This window comes from Nitratireductor mangrovi (assembly GCF_007922615.2).
Lineage (GTDB): Bacteria > Pseudomonadota > Alphaproteobacteria > Rhizobiales > Rhizobiaceae > Mangrovimarina > Mangrovimarina mangrovi.
In genome coordinates this window covers 4,532,028-4,552,937 of record NZ_CP042301.2, presented here as the reverse complement: position 1 = coordinate 4,552,937, position 20,910 = coordinate 4,532,028, and the positions used below count along the sequence as shown (strand labels likewise).

Here is a 20,910-nt window from a genome sequence, read left to right as displayed (position 1 = left end):
TGCGCGTTGCCGCACGTTCGCCTCAGAACACACGGCACTCGCAAAGCCGGTGGCCTCGCGACCGGAACCCTGTCGGCCCCGCACCTCACCCTGGGGCCCGGACCTGGGGAGTCATCCTCCAGTGATGCCACCGTAGCACCACCGGTCCGGCGCCGGACGCCGCCCGGAGGCTCGGTGCGCATCCGTTTCCCGCGCGGCGATCGAGGGGGATGATACGAGAGGGTGGGAAGGGCGTGGATAAAGTTCTTCGGTGTGCAAGATTTTCCGGAAATTTCCGCCTTCACATTCGAACGCAAAACGGAAGGCGTAGCTCCCCCGGATACGCATTTGTTCGTTCTCCGCGGAGCGAGCCTACCTTGAGCGCGCCAGAACACGAGGCTATCATGCGGACCGAAGAACGGAGGCGAATAGTGAGTTGGTGCGATAAATTATTCTCGGTGCCAAGCGCTGGATTTGGACTAGAACCGCACTTTGCATCAGGCAGTTCTCTACTTGATAGTTTATCTCCCCTATTAAACAAGATAGCGGCAGATACACCAACAAATATAACGGTCGAAAAGAATGAACCTTTTGCCTTTGAGTTTTCCGGAGACGACGGTTTTAAGTACGGGATCGATTTTCACCGCGTTTTTGTCAATTTTCAACATAAGATGCGCTTCAGATCGGTAAGCGGGGGGCTCCCCGTGGGCGAGTTACTGTCGTCCGCACAACCCTACACGACGCTCCTCCCAACCATCCTAGACCGCCTCGTGGAGGCGACATTATGCCTGCCGCGCAGCAAGGAACGACACATCACAAGAACTGGCATAGTTAGCACTACAGATGTTGATGAGAAGGACTTGCCACCTGGCCTGACACGATTGATTACCTATTTTCGGCGGCCATGGATAGACGTAACAGGAGGATTCTCCGTTAACATAACTGGCATAGTTGATAATAATGATGAGCACACTGATAGATGCATCCATCAAATTAAAAAAAGTGACGACCAAGAAAATACTATGCTTTCCGTCAAACTTGATTGGCAACGAAATTACAGAAAAATAAAACCGATAACGAAAGACGTATTGAAGGAAGAATTGGAACGAGCTAGGCGTTCAGCGCTTGCATACTTCGAAGATGTGGGTGAAGGGAACCGATTTGATGAAGAGATCCTCCGATCGACAACTAACTCTTGACATTGATCCACTTGATTCCGAAGGTTCTACTTCTCCGTTTAGATCAGGGGAAGCAAGCTGGGTCGGAGACGATTCCCCCGAGCCAGAGGCACTTGAATTCAGGGGGACTAGCGTCGAACGACTCGCCAGAGCCGCCAGCGCTCGCGCCGCTGGTCGAATAAATGCTTCGAAAATATCTGAATCTGAACGAAACAATCTTCTTGAAGAAAGACATCAGCTTGTACAGAAAAAATTTGAAACCGGACTTAGCCGGCAAGAACAAAACAGACTAACCTATGTCGATTGGTCGCTAGACCGGATAGAGGACGCAAGACATGGACTTCACTTAGATGCAATTGAATCTAAGATTGATATGTACGAGCGACTGGGTAAAGAACTATCCGCGCTTCGTTCGGAATTGGAGCGATTTATGAAAAAGGGGAAGCGCTAGATGCCGAATGAGGTCGTAGAAAAAGGCGCTGATGTTGTACGCTCCCAAGCTCCAACCGGAATGAAATATCAAGATTACAAACCATTACTTCGACGAGACTTCTTTTTTTCCTGTGCATATTGCACAATGTCGGAATCTGAAGCAACAGCTATTCGCTTTACCATAGATCATTACGAATCCCAAAAACATCGCCCTGACCTGATAAACGAATACGAAAACTTGCTTTACTGTTGTGATGAGTGCAATACACGAAAAGGTGCGCGATTGCTTTCCGAAAAGATCAAGAATTTGGGATATCGTATATTTAGACCGGACTGGGACCAGCGCGAGAGGCATTTTTCGGTCTCCGAGCTGCGGGTCGAGGGGAAGACGGCCATAGGTGAGTTCACAATTGACGCGGTCGCTCTGAATAGGAGCTCGCTGCGACGTCTTAGAGACCTACGAAGGCGACTTACTGAGTGCGAAGAATACGTCGCCGGCGGCGTACATAGCTTAAGAAAATTTCCTATGGATGGCTTGCCCAAAGAGATCAAGGCCCGAGCATTTAGAGCCGTAAAGGACGCTTCATCGGCCGTCCAAGGTGCGGCTGAGGAGATCGACGAGTTGCTGCGGATGGCGTCTAAGTCCCCGCTTGACGGCGGCGATTCAGGCGTCAATGACATTAAGGAAGACAAAGAGCGCCTTAAACGGCTTAAGGCAATCAGCGCTCTGCATCCCGAAGTTTGGCGACGGGGTTAGCATAGGATGAGCTGGTGTACGCCCGCGCCAGCGAGACTGTCGCTACCGGAAGAGTGACATCGCAGCGCCGTGCTACGCACCGTCCCGGCGCTCGCCGGCCTTCCATCGGCCACCGGCACGACGGATTCGCTTCGCGAACCGGCAGCTCGCCCCCCCCTCAACGAGGAAGGAAGTCATCGCGTGTCATAGACGCCCGGGGTGGGACCCGCTGCCTCCGGCAGCTCCCACCCGGATTTTCGCTCGCATAGACTCACTGGGTCTATGCGTCGGGCCTGCGGCCCGACCGCTCAATCCCCCATCTTCAAGGCTTCGATAAACGCCGCCTGCGGGATCTCGACCTTGCCGAACTGGCGCATGCGCTTCTTGCCCTCCTTCTGCTTTTCCAGAAGCTTGCGCTTGCGCGTGACGTCGCCGCCGTAGCACTTGGCGGTGACGTCCTTCCTGAGCGCCGAGATGGTCTCGCGGGCAATGACGCGGCCGCCGATGGCGGCCTGGATCGGGATCTTGAACATGTGCTTGGGGATCAGGTCCTTGAGCTTCTCGCACATGGCACGGCCGCGCTTTTCGGCCGCCGAGCGGTGGACCAGCATGGAGAGCGCGTCGACCGGCTCCTCGTTGACCAGGATCGACATCTTGACGAGGTCGCCCTCGCGATAGTCGGTGAGCTGGTAGTCGAAGGAGGCGTAGCCGCGTGAGATCGACTTCAGCCGGTCGTAGAAATCGAACACGACCTCGTTGAGCGGCAGGTCGTAGGTGAGCATGGCGCGGGCGCCGACATAGGAGAGGTCGGCCTGGATGCCGCGCCGCTCCTGGCAGAGCTTCAGGATGGCGCCGAGATAGTCGTCGGGGGTGAGGATGGTGGCGCGGATCCACGGCTCCTCGATGGCGGCGATGGCGACGGGATCGGGCATGTCGGCCGGGTTGTGGAGCTCGCGCAGCTCGCCGTCGGTCAGATGCAGGCGGTAGACGACGGAGGGCGCGGTGGCGATCAGGTCGAGGTCGAACTCGCGCTCCAGCCGCTCCTGGATGATCTCGAGATGGAGCAGGCCGAGGAAGCCGCAGCGGAAGCCGAAGCCGAGCGCGGCCGAGGTCTCCATCTCGAAGGAGAAGCTGGCGTCGTTGAGGCGCAGCTTGCCCATGGCGGCGCGCAGGGCCTCGAAATCGGCGGCGTCGACCGGGAAGAGGCCGCAGAACACCACCGGCTGGGCCGGCTTGAAGCCCGGCAGGGCGGTGGCGGTGGGGCGCTTTTCCTCGGTGATGGTGTCGCCGACGCGGGTGTCGGCGACCTCCTTGATGGACGCGGTGATGAAGCCGAGCTCGCCGGGGCCGAGACCGTCGACCATGACCATCTTGGGGGTGATGACGCCGACGCGGTCGACCTGGTATTTCGCACCCGTGCCCATCATGCGGATCTGCTGGCCCTTCCTGAGCACGCCGTCATGGATGCGGACCAGAACGATGACGCCGAGATAGGCGTCGTACCACGAATCGACCAGCATCGCCTTGAGCGGCGCGGTCTCGTCGCCATGGCTTGGCGGCGGCAGGCGTTTCACGATCGCCTCCAGCACGTCGGCGACGCCCTTGCCGGTCTTGGCGGAAATCTCGACGGCCTCGGACGCGTCGAGCCCGATCACCTCCTCGATCTGGGCCTTGATGCGCTCGGGCTCGGCGGCGGGCAGGTCGATCTTGTTGAGGACGGTGACGATCTCGTGGTCGGCGTCGATCGCCTGGTAGACGTTGGCGAGCGTCTGCGCCTCGACGCCCTGCGAGGCGTCGACGACCAGAAGCGAGCCCTCGCAGGCGCGCAAGCTGCGCGAGACTTCGTAGGCGAAATCGACATGGCCGGGCGTGTCGATGAGGTTCAAAACGTAATGCTCGCCGTCGGCGGCGTCATATTCGAGGCGCACCGTGTTGGCCTTGATGGTGATGCCGCGCTCGCGCTCGATGTCCATGGCGTCGAGCACCTGCTCCTTCATCTCGCGCTCCTCGAGCGAGCCGGTCATCTGGATCAGCCGGTCGGCGAGCGTCGACTTGCCATGGTCGATATGGGCGACGATGGAGAAATTGCGGATGCGGGAAAGGGGCGTTCTCATGAGGCGCGCATCTAGCAGGCGCAGCGCGGAAGGCAAAGCCGGAAAAAGAAAGCGCGACAGCGGCGGCAACAGGCGCTTGCTTTCGCCGGCGGCCGCGGCAATCTGCGAAAGCCGCGCCGTGTGGCGCGGTTCTTTCCAGGAAAGGTGGATCGGGATGTCGCTCAGGATCATGCTGGCCGCGGGGCTCGCCGCGGCGGTTGCCGGCATTGCGCCGGCACTGGCGCAGAAATGCGAGCCGAGCCAGGACCCCTCGCCGGCCAGCAACGCGGCGACCGGGATCAGCTTCTACAACGATACCCAATATGCCTTCTACGTCTACTGGGCGGGATTCGACGGCCTGCTGCAGGAATACGCGCTGGTGCAGCCGTTCGAGGAGATCGGCTTCGGCACCTATGAAGGGCACCGCTGGTTCGTGGAACTGGTGACCCCGGACGGCGAGCAGTGCTTCGGGCCGATATGGGCCGACACGGCGGAAAGCTGCAATGCGCGGGTCCTGTTCGACGAGGTGATCGGGATCGACGCCGGCGGCTGCGACTTCGACTAGCGCCGTCGAGGCCAGGGGTGCGGGGGCGGGGCGGTGGCGCGCGTCAGTCGACGACGCGCCAGGCCGAGGCGGTGTCGTAGAAGAACTGCTCTGCGGCGATACGGTCGCCGCGCCAGCGCTGCAGGGCGACCTCGACCAGGCGGCGGGTGACGCCGTCGCGGCCGGTGGCGTCGAAGACCCAGTTGATGGCGACAAGGTCGCCGTCGACCAGCACGGCCAGCGGGGCGTGGGTGTGCATCCTTTCGAGCCGGTCGAGCGCGCGCTTTTCATGCGCCATCAGAAGCTCGCGGCCGCGGCGCGGCTCGGCGAGGTTTTCCTGCATGGTGGCGTCGTCGTGGTAGAAGTCGGCGATGGCGCGGACATGGTCGCCGGAAACCACGCTGGCGATGAAGGCGTCGACACGTTCGCGGCTCGGCATCTTTTTCTCCCGTGGCGGGCGCCATTGGCCCGGCGGCGACGCGGCCCTGCCCGTGGTTGTCACCCGCCGAGATAATTCAAGATTGAACAGTTTTTCGCAATGGGCCAGAGCCGCGCCGGCATGCGGGACAAGGGCGTCGCCGCCTGAAACGGCGACGCCAGCGGAGCAGTCGGCGCAACGAGGTCAGCGCGGCGGGGCGGCACGGATGATGGCGGCGATCTCGGCATAGCCACGCGCCTCGGCATGGCGAAGCGGGGTGACGCCGTCGCGGTCGGCGATCCCGGTATCGGCCCCGGCCCCGACCAGCACGCGGACGGTAGCGACATGGTCGGGACCGCCGTCGCCGAGCACGACGGCTTCCATCAGCGCCGTCCAGCCGAGGTTGTTGACATGGTCGAGCGGCGCGCCGCCGGCGACGAGGCGGCGGACGACCTCGTGATGGCCGAGATGGGCGGCCGCGATCAGCGCCGTGCCGTCATAGATGCTGGTGACGAGGTCGGCGCGGTTGCCGAGTTCGATCGCCAGCGAGACCATTTCGGGATCGTCGGCGACGGCGGCGATGGTGACCACGTCATAGACGCCGTTCTCGAGCGCGTTCATGTCGGCGCCGGCCGCGGCGAGCGCAATGAGCGCGTCGTCGCTGGAGGCGAAGGCGGCGACATGGGCCGGGGTACGGCCCGAGCCGTCGCGGGCGTCGGGATCGGCGCCCGCCGCGACGAGCCGCGCGACGGCCTCGGCGTCGTCCTCATGCGCGGCGCGGTGCAGCCCGTCATAGGCAGCGATTTCAGCCGGCGACGGCGGAACCTGGGCGTGTGCGGCGCCGGCGAAGGCCGTGGCGACCCAAACCAGGAAAAGGCAAGCGAAGATACGGTGCATGGTGGCGAGCTCCTGGTGGCAAGAACCGGTGACGACGCGGAAATGACCGCGGAGGCGATGACGGCAGCGACACGTGCGCGGCCGGGATTTCTTCTCCCGCGGCCGGGAACCATCGGCCGGCGCTGGCCGCGGCCTATCGCCGCCGAAATAGTCCAATGTTGAGCTGCTTTTCGCAATGACGAGCCGCGAGCGTCTGGGACATGGCTGGTCCGGAACAGAGCTTGAGGCGTCACCGCCGAACTCGACCGGCCCGGCAACGGGAGCATGCAATCGCTGCTCGGTACCGCTTGCGTTGATGCGGCGGAACCGGCCTTTCGAACGTCTTGCCCTTACGCAATACCGTACGGCAACCGGTTTCCACTCCCGGGCACCGCCTCAGGCGAGTTCCTTGAGCCGGCGCATCAGGTCGGCCGGGTCATACGGCTTGGCCAGGCGGGGGAAATGGCGAAAGTCCTCGGGAATGCTTTCGCCGCCGTAGCCGCTGACGAACAGGAACGGGATGCCGCGCCGCAGCAGCTGCTCGGCGACCGGATAAGACAGCTCGCCGTTGAGGTTGATGTCGAGGATGCCAGCGTCGATCGTCTCCTCCGACGCGGCGCGGCGCGCATCGGCGAGGGTGCGGTAGGGGCCGACGGTCTGATAGCCGGCGTCCTGCAGATCCTGCTCAAGGCCCAGGGCCAGCAGCGCCTCGTCCTCGACGATGAGAATGCTCTTGCCCGCGAGAACGCCCTTTTCCACGCACTTCATCCGGCCCGTGCCCCGTCCTGAACGCCCTCATTCGGGCCGCCCGCGCTCACGCCCGGCACCGTGATCGAACATCTGACGCCTTCGGGAGCATAGCTTATCTCTACGTTTCCGCTGAGATCATGTGCAAGCACCTTTTCCAGCAGCGTGCGACCGAAGCCGACCCTCGCAGGCGGTGCGACCCGGGGCCCGCCGCGCTCGGCCCATTCGAAATGCAGACGATCGCCCCTGAGTTCCCATTCGGCCTCGACGCGCCCGGTGTCACTGCTGAAGGGGCCGTACTTCGCGGCGTTGGTCGCCAGTTCGTGAATCGCCAGCCCGAGGGCAAGCGCCTGCTTGGGCGGCAGGGAGACGCTTGGCCCGTCAAGGCGGACATTGCCGACCTCGTCGTTGCGGTAGGGCGCGAGTTCGTCTTCCAGCATGGTGCGCAGCGAGACGCCGGACCATTGCGCCTCCGCCAGCCGGCCATGGGTCTGCGCCAGTGCCCGTATCCTCGCCTCGAAGGAATGGTAGGCGCGGCGCGGATCGTCTTCCCGGACGATCGACTGCCGGGCGATGGAGAGAACGGTGGCGAGCGTGTTCTTCACCCGATGGCTGAGTTCGGCAATCAGGGTCTCGCGCTGGCTCTCTTCCTCCTTGCGCCGGGTGATGTCCATGCAGATGCCGATCAGCTTCTTCAGCGAGCCATCCGCGTCTTCGACGCACTGGCCGAAGGCTTCGAGCCAGCGCATGGAACCGTCCGGAAGCACGGCCCGGTAGACCACGTGGTAGGGCGTCCTGTCGCGCAGGGTGGCCTCGATGGCGGCCGCAACCTGTGCGGCATCGTCAGGGTGTATCTCCCGCTTCACATCGTCGAGCGTGCCGCCGAACGAGCCCGGCTCAAGCCCGTGAATGACCTCCAGCGAGGGCGACCAGATCACGCTGCCCGAGACCAGGTCCCATTCCCAGGCGCCCATGCCGCCCGCCTCGAGCGCCATCTGCAGACGCTGCTCGCTGTCGCGCAGACCGATCTCGGCCTCCCGCCGCTCGGTGATGTCGACGAAAGCCGCGACCGCCCCGGTCGGCGTGCCGTCGTCGTCGGTGAGCGGTGTCGCATTGCCGATCAGGAAACGCGAACGGCCGTCGGCATATCTGATTTCCTCCTCGAAGCCCCGTATTTCCTCGCCGCGCGCAGCGCGCTGGACCGGCAGTTCGTCGACCGTGAGCGTGCGGCCATTGACCCTGACCTCGAAGTGATCCGGCCGCTCGCCCTCCGGCGCGGAGAGCGAGGAATTGACCGAGGGAGGCAGACCGAGCAGTTCGTAGGAGGTGCGATTGCCGTCGATCATGCGGCCATCCGGATCGCGGGCGATCCAGATCGCCGCGGGAACCGACTCCATGATTGCCTGCAATTCCGCCGCGCGTTTGCGTTCGCGTTCCTGATTGTCCCGGAGTTCGGCCTCGGCCCGGCGTCGGGCCTCATCGGCGCGGACGCGCTGCACGGTGAAGCCGAGCTGGCGCGCGATGGTGACGGCGACGGCGTCCTCTTCCTCACTGAAGAGATGCGGCTCGTCGTAGTAGGCCATGAACTTGCCGACGACACGGCCGCCGCTGAAAAGCGGAATGAAGGCCAGCGCATGGATGTTCTCGGCTTCGATCACCGCCCGCAGGCCGGCATCGAGGTCACCCTCATCAAGGCTCGAAAGGTAGATCGGCTCTGCGTCGCTGGCTTCGGCAGTCCACGGAGAGTGGCCGTCGACGGCGTGCCGATACTCTTCGGACAGGCCACGCCAGGCCACGAAACGCATGACGTCGGCCTTGTCGAACAGCAGGATGGCCGCCCGCGAACATCCAAGCGCGCCAGTGATCGCATCAAGTCCGGCATCGAACGCGTCTTCCAGGCTGGCGCGGTGATAGAGACGGTCGGTGAGGCAGTAGAGCGCCGCCTGCTCCGCCATGCGCCGCGCCAGCGCCTGCTCGGCGCGCTTGCGTTCGGAAACGTCGCGGGCGATCTTGGACGCCCCGACGATGCGGCCTTCGGCGTCCTTGACCGGCGAGATGGTCAAAGAGATGTCGATCCGCCGGCCGTCCTTTGCCTGCCGTACCGTCTCGTAATGCTCGATCCGCTCGCCGCGGCGGATGCGGTCGAGAATGCCGGTCTCCTCGTCGAGCAGTTCCTCCGGGAACAGCGTCGTCACCGGCTTGCCGATGATCTCGTCGGCCGTGTAGCCGAACAGGCGTTCCGCACCCTGGTTCCAGCTGGTGACGATACCCTGAAGGTTCTTGCTGACGATCGCGTCCTGCGACGATTCGACGATCGACGCGAGCTGCTGCGCGGAAAGCTCGGCGCGCTGGCGCTGTTCCAGCTGATCCTGGGCCGTGCGCAGCAGGCGGGCATTGTCGATCGCCATCGCGGCGTGGGCGGCGATACCGGCGATTGTTGCCTCCGTTTCGGCGGAAAAGACGCCTGCTTCCTGGTGACCGAAAAACAGGCCGCCATGGACTTCGCCACTACGCGAGACCACTGGCACCGCCATATAGCTGACGACCGGCAGGTGCCCTTCCGGCATGCCGCGATGCGGAGCGTTGCGGCCGTAGCGCGGGTCCTGGCGGATGTCGTCGGAACGCACGATCCCGGTGCCGTGAAAGGTCGGTTCGAAAATGGCGGTGTTCCTTGGCATTCCAAAGCGGTCGAAGGCCTCGCGCTGGGCGCCCGACAGCGCGTACAGCATGAACTTTTCGCCGCTGCTGTCGGTCACGTTGTAGAAAAACGCGCCGAACTGGGCGCCCGACAGCTTGGTGGCGCTGTCGGTGACGGCCTGGACCACGTGCTCCAGATCGAGGTTGCTCGACACGGTGTGGGCGACGCTGTTGAGGACCTCGAACCGGCGCTGGGCCGCTTTCTGCCGGGAAATGTCGAGGATGCTGACCAGCGCGTGTTCATAGTTCTCGCCTTCCCAGGCGATGGTCAGTTGCACGTCCATGCGACGGCCGCCGCGGGTTCGCAAGGGCGCCTCGCCTTCGAACCGCCGGCGCCCTTCCCACAGCGCGACGATCTCTTCGATGAACACGTCGTCCGTCTCGGGCAGGATGATGCCGCCAAAATCACCAGCGAGCAGGTCGGCCTTTTCGGCGATCTCGAACATTTCCAGCGTGTAGTCGTTGACGTCGCGCACGCGGATCAGCCGGATCGCCGCGGCGAGCGCTTCTGGATTGGATTTGAAATAGCCGCGAATGTCGTCGACCCCTTCCGCCCGCAACTCCTGCAGCCGGGCGACAAGCCTCGAGAAATCCTGATCCCATATGGAGACGTGGGCGCCGTTGAAAATCCGCTGGTAGCGCGCCTCGGTTTCGTCGAGCTTCCTGCGTGCTTCCTGCTGGTCGGACATGTCGACGAGCATGTTGATGCCGCCGGTCAACCTGCCAGCGGCGTCGAAAAGCGGGGTGGGATAGGGCTGGAACGGGACAAGCGTGCCGTCCGGGCGCTCGGCCATCAACTCGCCTCCGCGCACCGGCTTGCGCTCCCTGAGCGCAACCGCCATCGGGCATTCGTCGTGCGGAATTTCGGAACCGTCCTTGTCGCGCAGGCGCCAGCTGACGCACCATCTGTCCTTCCCGAGCTCCGGCTCGCGACCCGCGACATCAGCAGCAGCACGGTTGAAGTAGGTCACATACCCGTCGGCGTCGGTGGTGTAGATCGCGGCCGGGATGCTATCGAGGACTGCCTGCTGACGCTGCTCCAGCCGTTGCAGCAAATCTCCGGCCTGCCTCGCCATGGTGACATCCCGAAAACAGTTGACCGCCCCGAGAATGCGACCCCGCTCATCCCGCAGCGGGCGAATGTCGACAAGTACCGTAATGCGCGAACCATCCGGGCGCTCGATGACGAGCTCGCGATCCTGCTGCGGCTCGCCTGTTCTGAGCGCGGTTTCCATCGGCGTGCGGTCATGGGGAAGGAGCCGGCCGGCAAGATCGTAGAGCCGGAACGAGCCGCAAAAGCGCTCGTCGAGACCGCCGGCTTCGGGCGTGCGCATCCAGAGCTGCGTGGCCTGCCGGTTGAAACGCTGGATGATGCCGTCGGCAGAGCACAGGTAGAGAGCTACCGGCAGCGCATCGAGCACCTCCTGGTCGAGCGCGCACAGCGCCTCATAACCCTTGCCCGCAAAGACCGGCGATGCCGTCGGCTCCGCTCTCATGGACGTTCCCCCTTCTGACGCCAACAACAGGCAACGCAGAAGGGGCGAAAAGGTTCCGCCGAAAAATCTCGACACTTTTGTTACTCACGTCCGGCTGAAGGGCGATGGCACAACGCTTCCCGCGAACCCAGCAGCGAGCGGCGGAGGCATGGCCCTCCGCCCCAATCAGGAGGTTTTCACGATGAACGCATCAACCGGAAACGGGACCGCCGGCATGCAGACGCCGCCGGTGGTGTCGAAAGAGCAATGGGAAGCGGCGCGGCAGGAGATGCTGGTCAAGGAAAAGGCCCATATGCGGGCCAGCGACAAGCTGGCGGCGGAGCGCCGGCGCATGCCGTGGCTGGCGGTCGAAAAGAGCTACATGTTCGAGGGGCCGCAGGGACGGGCAAGCCTTGTCGACCTGTTCGAAGGCCGGCGCCAGCTGATCGTCTACCGCGCCTTCTTCGAGCCCGGCGTGTTCGGCTGGCCCGACCATGCCTGCCGCGGCTGCTCGATGGTGGCCGACCAGGTTGCCCATGTGGCGCATCTCAACGCCCGCGACACGACGCTGGTGTTTGCCTCGCGCGCGCCGCAGGCCGACATCGCCCGGCTGAAGCAGCGCATGGGCTGGCGCATGCCGTGGGTGACCATCACCGACGATTTCGATGCCGATTTCGGCGTCGGCGAATGGCACGGCACCAACGTGTTCATCCGCGACGGCGACAAGGTGTTCCGCACCTATTTCGTCGACAATCGCGGCGACGAGCAGATGGGCAACACCTGGAACTACCTCGACATCACGCCGCTCGGGCGCCAGGAGGCGTGGGAGGATTCGCCTCCCGGATACCCGCAGACGCCGCCCTACAAATGGTGGAACTGGCACGACAGCTACGAGCCGGACGCCGCGCCCGACGAGAAGTGGGTCGCGGTGTCGGATGCCGGCGAGGCGGCCATGCGCGAAAAGAGCGCCGGATGACCGGCGCGGTGCGTTTACGGCGGGCGGGGGACGGCACGGTTCCCCGTCAGCCCGCCCTGGCCCGGGCCGCCGACTGGCTGGGCCTGGCGGCGGCGCCGACCTTCGCAGCGATGGCGGCAGCCAGCGCCGTCGCCGAGAGCGATCCGGCCATGGTGATGTGCGGCGGCTCGCCGCTCACCGGCATGGCGGCGATGTATCTCCTGATGAGCGCCTTCCACCTCGGCCCATGGCTGAGGCGGATGCGGAAAGCGTGAGCCGGCGGCGCGTCGATGCGCGCAAACGCGCGGGGCGGTCCGATCCCGCACCGCAGGGCCTCGTGTCCGCGTGGATCGACCCACTATTCCGCTTGCGCCGTCGGGGCGCTTTTTCTACGCCTTGCCGTGACAATGCGGCCGTGCTTGGCCGCGACGTGGCGAGCCGGAGGAAGACCATGCGTGCGCTGATCCAACGTGTTGCCTCCGCCTCGGTGATGGTCGACGGCGGGACCGTCGGCGAGATCGGCCCCGGGTTGCTGGTGCTGGTCTGTGCCATGCGCGGCGACGGCGAGGCGCAGTCGGAATGGCTGGCAGGCAAGATCGCCAGACTACGCATCTTCCGCGACAAGGACGGCCGCATGAACCGCTCGGTCCTCGACACCGGAGGGGCGGCGCTGGTGGTCAGCCAGTTCACGCTTGCAGCCGAGACCAAGGGCAACCGGCCGGGCTTTTCGACCGCCGCCGCGCCCGAGGACGGCAAACGGCTCTACGAGCATTTTTCCGCTCAATTGCGCGGGCTCGGGATCTCGGTAGAGAACGGGGTGTTCGGCGCCGAAATGCAGGTGGCGCTCGTCAATGACGGCCCGGTGACGATCTGGCTCGACAGCGAGGCACGGTAGCCTTTTCTTACGCCGGTTTCACATGTTCTCGCCGGGCAGGCGGCTGGCCTGCAGGACCCAGTCGGCGAAAAGCGTTTCGTCGAATTCGTCGTCCTCGTGGATATGGAGATAACGCACCTCCTTGTGCTTCGAGCCGACCGGCGGCACGGGATCGAGCCGGGCGCCGCGGAAGAAGGCGACCTTGACGTAACGGGTGAAACAATGGAGGCCGAGGAACCAGCCCTCGCCCTTCATCCCATACATGGGCGAGTTCCATTTCACCGCCTTTTCGACGCCGGGCACGGTGCGTTCGATGATCGTGTCGAGACGGGCGCCGACGGCGCTTTTCCAGCCCGGCATGGCGGCGATATAGGCCTGGACCGGGGCGTCGCCATAACCCTTGGCGATCTGCGGGTTGCCGCCGGAAAGCAGCACCACCTCACCCGACGACCGCGCGCCGGACTTGCCCGGCTTCATAGCCTTGCTGCCGTCGGGGGCGCGGGTGGCCACGGCGCTACTCCTGTTCGAGCGGGCGTCGCCGCCCAATGTAAGGCCGCGCGAACATATAGAGCCCGGTCGGCAGGAGCACGAAAAGCGGGAAGAGAGGCAGGTAATAGACCCACTCGACCGGCTCGCGGCCCAGCCCGAGCGTGGCGAAGATGCCGGCGACGATCAGGGTGAATAGGATCGAGGTCCAGCGGTGGACCTGGCGGATGGCGCTGCTCCAGCTCATTTCGGCCTCCCCTTGCGCGAAGGGTGGCGGGCGGCGGCCTTGGCGGCGTTCAGTGCGGCGGCGGCGCGGATGAGGGCGGTAAAGGCGTCCTCGTCGACGGTGTCACCCTCGGAGAAATCGATGGCGCGGCGGACGTTGCCGTCGAGGCTTGAGTTGAACAAGCCTTGCGGATCGGCGAGCGCGGCGCCGTTGGCGAAGGTCAGCTTGACCTTGTCCTTGTAGGTCTCGCCGGTGCAGATGATGCCGTCATGCTCCCAGACCGGCACGCCAAGCATGCCGTTGGAGGGCTTCTTCCACTTCACTTCCTCGACCATTTCGGGATCGGCTTTGTGGATCAGGGCGCGCAGGCGGGCGAGCATGGCGCCGCGCCAGTCGGAGAGCTGTTCGATGCGGGCGTCGATCAGCCGGGAGGGATGGTCCTGTGCGTCGTCTGCAGTCATGTCCTTGCCTTATTGAATTGGTGTCGCGGGCGACGCCGATCGTCGCGGGCACCGCTCGGCGCGCCGGTTGATCCATTGCCCTGCCGGGACGTCAGTCCATACGCGCCAGAACGTTTTCGAGCGCGGCGAGGAAGCGTTGCCAGCCCGCCGTCGCGCCGCGGAAATAGGGCTCCTGGTCATGGCGGAAGCCGGTCTGCTCCATGCGCAGGCGCGTGCCTTGGGCCGTCGGCGTCAGGGTCCAGGTGACAACGCTGCGCAAATCCTTGGTGTTCCATGAGTAGGACAGCTTCGCGGGCGGCTCGATGGTGCGCACCTCGGCCTCGACGCCGCCCCAGTCGGCGGTGAGGCTGAAGCGGTGGCCCCGCTCGGGTTTGAAATCGTTCTTCATCAGCCATTCCTCGATCAGATGGGGCTGGGTGAGCGCGCGCCAGATCTTCTCGGGCGAATGGGGAATCTCGCGCTCGACGACGATGGAGCGCGTTTCGGTCTCGGCTTCGGTCAATTGTCCATCCTCTTGAGCAGGTCCTCGAGGTCGTCGAAGCGGTCGTTCCAGAACGCGCCGTAGCTGCCGATCCAGTCGACCAGCGGCGCCAGGCCGCGCGGGTCGGCGCTGTAGTGGGCGTTGCGGCCGGCGGCGCGGTGGCGCACCAGCCCGGCCCGTTTGAGCACGCCAAGATGCTTGGAAACCGCCGGCTGCGAAACCCCGGCCGCGGCCGTCAGCACCGCCACCGTCTGCTCGCCGTGGCGGCACAGGCGCTCGAAGATGGCGCGCCGGGTCGGGTCGGCGAGCGTGGCAAAAAGCCGGTCCTGGGTGCTGGGCATTTCGCAATCAATAACCCCGTGGCTATGGATTTGACCCATAACCGGTGGGATATGCGTGAGTCAAGCGGGATGTGAGGGATCGATGGAGGCCTGGCTGGAAAAGTCTCCTGACATGCGTAGAAGCCCCCTCACCCGGCCGCTCCGCGGCCACCCTCTCCCCGAGGGGAGAGGAGGCCGTCACTTCCGTCGCGATTGGCAGCAGGCGAAAAGACCCACCATCACGCGATGGCGGGTCTCGGATAGGGGCCGGACCGGCGGCGCGGCCGGTCCGGGCGAAGGTGCTGGCGGCGGCTAGTTGAGCACGACCTGATAGACCTTGCCGCGGCTGCAGGTGGCGTAGCCCGAATAGCCCCGCTGCTTCTTGCCCCAATTGCCGAAGCCCTTCGACTTGGGCAGGCGGTATTCGACGCGCAGCCGGGTGCGCTCCGCATTGACCCGCTCGAGGCGGCGCGTCTCCTGCCAGACCTGGCCGTTGGGGATGACCTCGTTCTTGGTCGGCTCGGAGCGCCATTTGTTGGAGCTCGGATCCCAGTAGTCGAGGTCGATGACCTTGATCTCGGAGCCGGTGCGGTTGACCACCTTGAGGTAGACCTTCTTGCAGTGCTCCGAGGCGAAAGCCGGCGCGGCCGGAAGCGCGGTGCCGGCAAGCGCGGCGGCGAGGGCGATGGCGGTTCCGGCGAGTTTGGTGCTGATGGTCGACATGGTGTTTCTCCTTCGATTGCAGTTCGCAGTCTTCGTCCCAACCTCGGTGCGGCGCGGCTGCGCACACTGGCGCGGCGCCGGAAATTCGTGCGGCCCGCAGGCCGTTGCTGACGTGGGGGAAGCTAGTCGGAGAAGCGGGCGGGCAATATCAGGTGATCACCCCAATTTGCCTCGGTGCCGTTTCGCGGCAAGAATGAACGCATGGCGCGAAACGCCGTGCGCGGCGGGGATCAGACGTCGATCAGGCCGTTGCGCATCGCCATGACAAGGAGGGTCGCGGTGCTGTGAACGCCCATCTTGCGCATCAGGCTGGTGCGGTGGCTGTCCACGGTCTTGGGGCTGACGCTGAGGCCGTCGGCGATCTGGCCGTTGGAATGCCCGCGGGCAATGCCCTGCAACACCTCGAACTCGCGCGCGGTGAGGCTTTCGGCGCGCGACATGCCGTCGAGCGCGGCGCGGGCGTCGTCGGAATAGACCGTCTCGCCGGCCAGGATGCGGCGCAACCCGGCGCAAATCTCGTCGGGCTCCATGTTCTTGAGGAAGATGCCGGCGATGCCTGCATCGACCAGTTCGCGAAAGCGCGCCGGCACCGAGAGGCCGGTGATGACGGCAAAGCGGGTCTGCGGCGACCAGCGCCGCGCCTCGACGAAGACCTCGTGGCCGTTGGCGCCGGGCATGGAAAAGTCGAGCAAAGCGGCGTCGGGCCGGAACTTCTTGACCAGCGCGATCGCCTCGATGCCGTTGGCGGCGGTGCCGACCACGTCTATCTCGGCCATGGCCTCGATCGCAGCGCGCATGCCGTCGACGGTGACGGCGTGATCGTCGGCGATGACGACGGTCTTCGGCATGTCTTTCCCCCATTCGGCCGCCTATTTGACCGGGTTCTGAAAGCTTTGCCAATGCTTGCGACAATGCTGTTGGTGCTCGCTGCCGCGGTGCAAGGCGCCGCCGCGCAATCTGGGCCGGTGGAGCTGGACGGGCGCGTGACCCAACAGCAGCTCGAAGGCCGCATCGACTATTACCTCGACGCCGACTGGGACCGCAGCGTGGAGGGAATGCTGGCCGCCGATGCCGGGCTGTTCCGGCCGGTGACGACGAAGACACCGGATTTCGGCTACACCAAGTCGCGCGTCTGGCTGCGGGTGGCGATCCGCAACGAACTGGCCGAGGAGAACCGCTGGCGCATCTATTTCGCCGAGAATTTCATGCAGATGATCGACGTGTTCGTGGCGCGCGACGACGGCACGATCGAGAACGTGCTGAGCCAAGACCCGACAAGCGGTTTTGCCACACGGCCGATTCCCTATCCGGAACTGGTGGCGCCGTTCGAAATCGGTCCGGACGAAACGGCCACGATCCTGGTGCGCTACTGGTCGGGCGGCTCATCGGAATTGTCGTTCAGCTTCGAGACCGCCGACAGCTTCGCCGCGATCTCAACCAATCGCACCGCCAGAAACTTCGTCTTCTACGGCATGACCATGCTGCTGGTCATCATCGCCCTGATCGCGATGCTGATCTTCCGCCACGTGGTGTTCCTCGCCTATGTGGCGCAAGCCGGCTGCACGCTTTTGTTCCTGATGCACGCCGACGGCGTAGCGTTCCAGTACATCTGGCCGGGGCTGCCGACCTTCAACGCCTTCGCCTCGATCGCCACCGGATCGGGCTTCATCATCTTCGGCGGCATTTTCGCGCGCATCTTCCTGCAGACGCGGCGCTACCATCCGCGGGTCGACAAGCTGCTGCTGGCGATGATCCTGGCGACGGTCGCCATGGACCTGTCGGCCTTCTTCCTCGACCACCAGATGATCAAGAAGGTGCTGATCCTGATGGCGCTGGCCGCAATCGCGCTCAACACGGCGGCCGGTCTTGTCGCGGCCCGGACGCGGTTCAAGGAAGTGCGGTTCTTCGTCGTTGCCTGGACCGGCGCGGCCATCTCGGTCGTCATCATGACGCTGCGCCACTGGCTCGGCATCGAGATTCCGCAGCAGTTCGAGTATGATTCCATGCGCGTTGTGATGGTGTTCGACGCCACCATGATGGGGCTCGCGATTGCCGACCGCTACAACCAGCTGCGCCAGTCGCGGCAGCGGGCGCTCAAGGCGAGCCTCGTCGAAGCCCAGCGCAACCTGGTGCTGAACGAGCGCATGCGCGAACTGGAAGAGCAATATGCGCTCGCCGAATCGATGGCGAAAAGCCGCGACGAGCAGCTTTACAACACCGTGCACGACCTGCGCCAGCCGCTGCATGCGCTTCGCCTCAATGTACGCAAGCTGATCGCCGGCAAGGGAGATGCCAGCGACAGCGAGGAGACCATCAAGGCCAGCTTCGCCTATCTGGAAGGGCTGGTGGCGCAGCAGCTGGAGCGCTCGCAGGAAGCGCATGCACACGACGAGATCGCCTCGCATGGGCGTGACGGCGGCGAGGATGCCGGGCTGGGGCTGCAGGCAGTGCTGGCCAGCATCCACGAGATGTTTCTGCCCGACGCGCGCGAAAAGGGTCTCGACTTCGTTTTCGTGCCCGGTTCGGGCGAGGTCGAGATCGAGCCGCTGGTTCTGATGCGCTGCGTGTCGAACATCGTCTCCAACGCGATCAAATATACGACAAACGGGCGCATCCTGATGGGGACGCGGCGCGCCGGCGACACGGTGCGTATCGAAGTTCACGATACCGGTACCGGCATGAGCGCGGCGGAGTTCGAGCAGGCCCGCAAACGACACGCGCGGCTGGAACACAACCGCGACACCGCCGACGGCCATGGCTACGGGCTGGCGATCGCCAGCGAGCTTGCCGCCAAGCACGGCATGCGACTGAAGCTGGCGCGCGGTCGCCGCCACGGCAGCGGCGTCACCATCGAGATCCCGCTTTCGCGCAGGGCGAGCGCGGCGGCCTGACATCACGAAGCGCGGACGAAGCGCGCAGCGCCGGTGGCGGCAAAGGCCTGACCGCCTATATGATGGGGCATGATCAGCAACACCCCGAAGTCGAACTCCGCGCGAACCGCCGGCGTCAAGACGATGGCGGCGTTCGCGCTTGCCGCGGCGGCGGCGATTGCGAGCGGGCCGGCGGCGGCGCTTGATGACGCCAAGGCCGATATCGAGCGGCTGCGGGCGCGGCAGATCCAGAACCAGGTCGAGCTGAAAATCCTGGAGGCCGAGCAGAAACGCCGCATCCACGACGCCGAGCGGCGGCAGTTCAACGCCGAGCAGCGCCGCCGGGCGCTGACGCCACCGCCACGGCTGGAGGTGCCGATCTTCAAGGCCAACTGACCGCAGCCCGCCCCGTCACCTCGCGACCAATCGTCGGGCAAAAAAAGAGCCCCGGCGGCGTCACAGAAACCGGAGCTGCCTCGTCATGACACGCAGGAGGTACCTGCCATGCGTGTCCTGCTTTACGTACTTTTCGTCTATCACGGGGCCAACGGCCTCATCATGCTCGCCGATCCCGGCCTCTGGTATGCCAACGTGCCCGACGTCGAGCATACCGGCCCGCTCAACGTTCATTTCGTGCGCGATATCGGTTTCGGCTTCATCGCCGCGGCGCTGGCGCTGTTCCTGGCGGCGCGGCGCGAGGCGGGCGACGCCGTCATCTGGCCGGCGGCCGCCTTTCTCGGCGGCCATGCCGGGCTGCACCTGGCCGAGATGGCGCTGCACGGCATCGCGCCGCTGGCGGCGGTCCGCGACTTCCTGATCATCGTCGTGCCGGGGCTGGCGCCGCTGGCGATCGCGCTGGCACCGCGCAATGTGACGAAGGAGGCGCGGACATGATGAAGGCGCTTCTCAAGCGAATGATCGCGAGGTTCGAACGGCAATACGGCTACGACGCAACCTATATGCGCGAGCTAGTCGACGAGGACACCGCCGGCGGCTTCAAGCTGATGCTGGCAACGCTGTTCCTGAGCCACGATTTCGGCGCGCCGAAGGCGCTCTACTACGCGGCCAAGGTCAGGAGCACGATGCGGGCCGATTGCGGCCCGTGCCTGCGGCTGGCGATCGCCATGGCCGAGGAAGCCGGCATATCGCGCGAGCGGCTGTTGCCGGTGGTCGGCTACGGCCGGCCGGACCCGGACATGGCGCTGGCGATAAAGCTTGCCGACGCGGTCGCCGAAAACGCACCGGAACTGACCGAGATCAGCGCCGAGGCGAAGGCGCGCTTCGGCGCGCGCGCGGCGGCGGGTCTTGCGGCGGCCACGCTCGCCGGCCAATTCTACCCGCTCCTGAAGCGCGGCATGGGGCATGCGGCGACCTGCGAACCGGTGGTGCAGGCGCTGGTTGCGGCCGCGGCGGCGGAAGAACGCCGAAAAGAGGAGATGGAGGCGGGATGAGCGACGCCGAAGCGGGCACGGAGCGGCTTGTCGCCTTCATGGCCGCCAAGACGCGGCTGTTGCGGCTCGCCTACCGGCATCTCGGCTCGGTCGCCGATGCCGAGGACGTGGTGCAGGAAGCGTGGCTGCGCTTCGAGGGCGCCGGCGAGGTCCGCGACGCGCCGCGACTGTTGTCGACCATCGTCACACGGCTCTGCCTCGACCGCATGAAATCGGCGGCGGCGCGGCGCGAGATCTATGTCGGGCCCTGGTTGCCCGAGCCGCTGGCCGGCACCGGCCAGGAGCCGAGCGAGGACGCCGCGCTCGACATCTCGTTCGCGGTGATGCGCGCGCTGGAGCGACTGTCGCCCGCCGAACGGGCGGCCTTCTTCCTGCACGATCTGTGGGAGCTTTCCTATGAGGAGATCGCCCAGACGCTGGCACGTTCGCCGCAGACCTGCCGCAAGCTCGTCTCGCGGGCGCGCGGCGCGCTCGGCGAGGCGCGGCAGCGCTATCGCCCGAGCCGCGAGGAGGTCGAGCGGCTGGTGACGGTGTTCCGTGCCTCGGTCGAGGATGGCGACCCGGCGCGGCTGAAGGCGCTGCTGGCGGAGGATGCCGAACTGATCGGCGATGGCGGCGGCAAGGTGCTGGCGGCGCTCAACCCGATCCTGGGCGCCGACGCGGTCAGCCGCTTCCTGGTCGGCATCGCCGGCAAGCTGCCGGCGGGGACCGAGACGAGCGCCGAGCCGACAACCATCAACGACCAGCCGGCGCTGCTGATCCGCATCAATGGCGCGCTCGACCACACGCTGGCCTTCGACGTCGACGCGGATCGCAGGATCCGCACCATCTATATCGTGCGCAATCCCGACAAGCTGGCGCGGTTGCAGGCCTGAGCACCGCCGGCAA

General features: G+C 65.0%; 24 protein-coding genes. 12 read left to right on the top strand and 12 right to left on the bottom strand.

Going from position 1 to position 20,910, the window contains the following annotated elements:
- The first annotated feature begins 383 nt into the window (after positions 1–383).
- From FQ775_RS22375 to FQ775_RS22365, 3 genes are read left to right on the top strand one after another with little or no spacing between them, the layout of a single operon-like run.
- Positions 384–1,178, top strand: coding sequence for a hypothetical protein (locus FQ775_RS22375; protein ID WP_146300750.1), 795 nt, complete (start codon positions 384–386; stop codon positions 1,176–1,178).
- Positions 1,144–1,608 (top strand): hypothetical protein, encoded by a 465-nt coding sequence (locus FQ775_RS22370; RefSeq protein ID WP_146300751.1) that lies wholly within the window; start codon positions 1,144–1,146, stop codon positions 1,606–1,608. Before FQ775_RS22375 ends, FQ775_RS22370 begins: the two co-directional genes overlap by 35 nt.
- The gene (locus FQ775_RS22365; protein WP_146300752.1) at positions 1,609–2,346 is read left to right on the top strand and encodes an HNH endonuclease; all 738 of its coding nucleotides are present in this window, start codon (positions 1,609–1,611) and stop codon (positions 2,344–2,346) included.
- A gap of 287 nt (positions 2,347–2,633) precedes the next feature.
- Here FQ775_RS22365 and lepA read toward each other — a convergent pair whose 3' ends face one another.
- Positions 2,634–4,439 carry a translation elongation factor 4 gene (lepA, locus tag FQ775_RS22360; protein WP_146300753.1) on the bottom strand — a complete coding sequence of 602 codons (1,806 nt, stop codon included), beginning with the start codon at positions 4,437–4,439 and terminating at the stop codon, positions 2,634–2,636.
- Between the two features lie 154 nt (positions 4,440–4,593).
- On the opposite strand from lepA, the gene FQ775_RS22355 reads away from it, so the two are divergent.
- Complete coding sequence (locus FQ775_RS22355; RefSeq protein WP_167813111.1) at positions 4,594–4,983, top strand: hypothetical protein; 390 nt, start codon at positions 4,594–4,596, stop codon at positions 4,981–4,983.
- A 43-nt stretch (positions 4,984–5,026) separates the two neighbouring features.
- Here the strand turns inward: FQ775_RS22355 and FQ775_RS22350 are convergent, their stop codons facing one another.
- The 4 genes from FQ775_RS22350 to FQ775_RS24075 all read right to left on the bottom strand — a co-directional run bounded on the left by FQ775_RS22350 (position 5,027) and on the right by FQ775_RS24075 (position 11,196).
- A complete protein-coding gene (locus FQ775_RS22350) occupies positions 5,027–5,401 on the bottom strand; it encodes a nuclear transport factor 2 family protein (RefSeq protein WP_146300755.1) in 375 nt (124 codons plus the stop codon).
- A gap of 183 nt (positions 5,402–5,584) precedes the next feature.
- Positions 5,585–6,277, bottom strand: coding sequence for an ankyrin repeat domain-containing protein (locus FQ775_RS22345; protein WP_146300756.1), 693 nt, complete (start codon positions 6,275–6,277; stop codon positions 5,585–5,587).
- 375 nt (positions 6,278–6,652) lie between these two features.
- Entirely contained in the window at positions 6,653–7,015 is a 363-nt protein-coding gene (locus FQ775_RS22340; protein ID WP_167813110.1) for a response regulator, read from the bottom strand.
- A 5-nt stretch (positions 7,016–7,020) separates the two neighbouring features.
- Positions 7,021–11,196 carry a PAS domain S-box protein gene (locus FQ775_RS24075; protein WP_146300758.1) on the bottom strand — a complete coding sequence of 1,392 codons (4,176 nt, stop codon included), beginning with the start codon at positions 11,194–11,196 and terminating at the stop codon, positions 7,021–7,023.
- 181 nt (positions 11,197–11,377) lie between these two features.
- Between FQ775_RS24075 and FQ775_RS22330 the strand changes: the two genes are divergently transcribed.
- From FQ775_RS22330 to dtd, 3 genes are all read left to right on the top strand, one after another.
- The gene (locus FQ775_RS22330; RefSeq protein WP_146300759.1) at positions 11,378–12,151 is read left to right on the top strand and encodes a DUF899 domain-containing protein; all 774 of its coding nucleotides are present in this window, start codon (positions 11,378–11,380) and stop codon (positions 12,149–12,151) included.
- Positions 12,148–12,405, top strand: coding sequence for a hypothetical protein (locus tag FQ775_RS22325; protein ID WP_167813109.1), 258 nt, complete (start codon positions 12,148–12,150; stop codon positions 12,403–12,405). The genes FQ775_RS22330 and FQ775_RS22325 overlap by 4 nt, the downstream gene beginning before the upstream one ends.
- A gap of 176 nt (positions 12,406–12,581) precedes the next feature.
- Complete coding sequence (gene dtd, locus FQ775_RS22320) at positions 12,582–13,025, top strand: D-aminoacyl-tRNA deacylase (protein ID WP_146300760.1); 444 nt, start codon at positions 12,582–12,584, stop codon at positions 13,023–13,025.
- An 18-nt stretch (positions 13,026–13,043) separates the two neighbouring features.
- On the opposite strand, the gene FQ775_RS22315 is transcribed toward dtd, so the two are convergent.
- From FQ775_RS22315 to FQ775_RS22285, 7 genes are all read right to left on the bottom strand, one after another.
- Positions 13,044–13,481, bottom strand: a complete 438-nt coding sequence (locus FQ775_RS22315) for a DUF1801 domain-containing protein (RefSeq protein ID WP_146302033.1) — start codon at positions 13,479–13,481, stop codon at positions 13,044–13,046.
- 37 nt (positions 13,482–13,518) lie between these two features.
- Positions 13,519–13,737, bottom strand: a complete 219-nt coding sequence (locus tag FQ775_RS22310) for a hypothetical protein (RefSeq protein WP_146300761.1) — start codon at positions 13,735–13,737, stop codon at positions 13,519–13,521.
- A complete protein-coding gene (locus FQ775_RS22305; RefSeq protein WP_146300762.1) occupies positions 13,734–14,177 on the bottom strand; it encodes a DUF1801 domain-containing protein in 444 nt (147 codons plus the stop codon). Before FQ775_RS22305 ends, FQ775_RS22310 begins: the two co-directional genes overlap by 4 nt.
- Positions 14,178–14,268: 91 nt before the next feature.
- The gene (locus FQ775_RS22300) at positions 14,269–14,679 is read right to left on the bottom strand and encodes an SRPBCC family protein (RefSeq protein WP_146300763.1); all 411 of its coding nucleotides are present in this window, start codon (positions 14,677–14,679) and stop codon (positions 14,269–14,271) included.
- On the bottom strand, positions 14,676–14,999 hold the full coding sequence (locus tag FQ775_RS22295; protein WP_146300764.1) for an ArsR/SmtB family transcription factor: 324 nt from the start codon (positions 14,997–14,999) through the stop codon (positions 14,676–14,678). The genes FQ775_RS22300 and FQ775_RS22295 overlap by 4 nt, the downstream gene beginning before the upstream one ends.
- Before the next feature lie 291 nt (positions 15,000–15,290).
- Positions 15,291–15,701, bottom strand: a complete 411-nt coding sequence (locus FQ775_RS22290) for a hypothetical protein (RefSeq protein ID WP_146300765.1) — start codon at positions 15,699–15,701, stop codon at positions 15,291–15,293.
- A 230-nt stretch (positions 15,702–15,931) separates the two neighbouring features.
- On the bottom strand, positions 15,932–16,549 hold the full coding sequence (locus FQ775_RS22285) for a LuxR C-terminal-related transcriptional regulator (RefSeq protein WP_146300766.1): 618 nt from the start codon (positions 16,547–16,549) through the stop codon (positions 15,932–15,934).
- A gap of 135 nt (positions 16,550–16,684) precedes the next feature.
- Here FQ775_RS22285 and FQ775_RS22280 point away from each other — a divergent pair, with 135 nt between their 5' ends.
- The 5 genes from FQ775_RS22280 (at position 16,685) to sigJ (ending at position 20,897) form a co-directional block, all read left to right on the top strand.
- The gene (locus FQ775_RS22280) at positions 16,685–18,592 is read left to right on the top strand and encodes a sensor histidine kinase (protein WP_167813108.1); all 1,908 of its coding nucleotides are present in this window, start codon (positions 16,685–16,687) and stop codon (positions 18,590–18,592) included.
- Positions 18,593–18,661: 69 nt separating this feature from the next.
- Positions 18,662–18,967 (top strand): hypothetical protein, encoded by a 306-nt coding sequence (locus tag FQ775_RS22275; protein ID WP_146300768.1) that lies wholly within the window; start codon positions 18,662–18,664, stop codon positions 18,965–18,967.
- Positions 18,968–19,075: 108 nt separating this feature from the next.
- Positions 19,076–19,465: a hypothetical protein gene (locus FQ775_RS22270; protein WP_146300769.1), complete on the top strand. Its 390-nt coding sequence runs from the start codon at positions 19,076–19,078 to the stop codon at positions 19,463–19,465.
- Positions 19,462–20,022 carry a hypothetical protein gene (locus FQ775_RS22265; RefSeq protein WP_146300770.1) on the top strand — a complete coding sequence of 187 codons (561 nt, stop codon included), beginning with the start codon at positions 19,462–19,464 and terminating at the stop codon, positions 20,020–20,022. Before FQ775_RS22270 ends, FQ775_RS22265 begins: the two co-directional genes overlap by 4 nt.
- Complete coding sequence (gene sigJ, locus FQ775_RS22260) at positions 20,019–20,897, top strand: RNA polymerase sigma factor SigJ (protein WP_146300771.1); 879 nt, start codon at positions 20,019–20,021, stop codon at positions 20,895–20,897. Before FQ775_RS22265 ends, sigJ begins: the two co-directional genes overlap by 4 nt.
- The last annotated feature ends 13 nt before the right edge of the window (positions 20,898–20,910 follow it).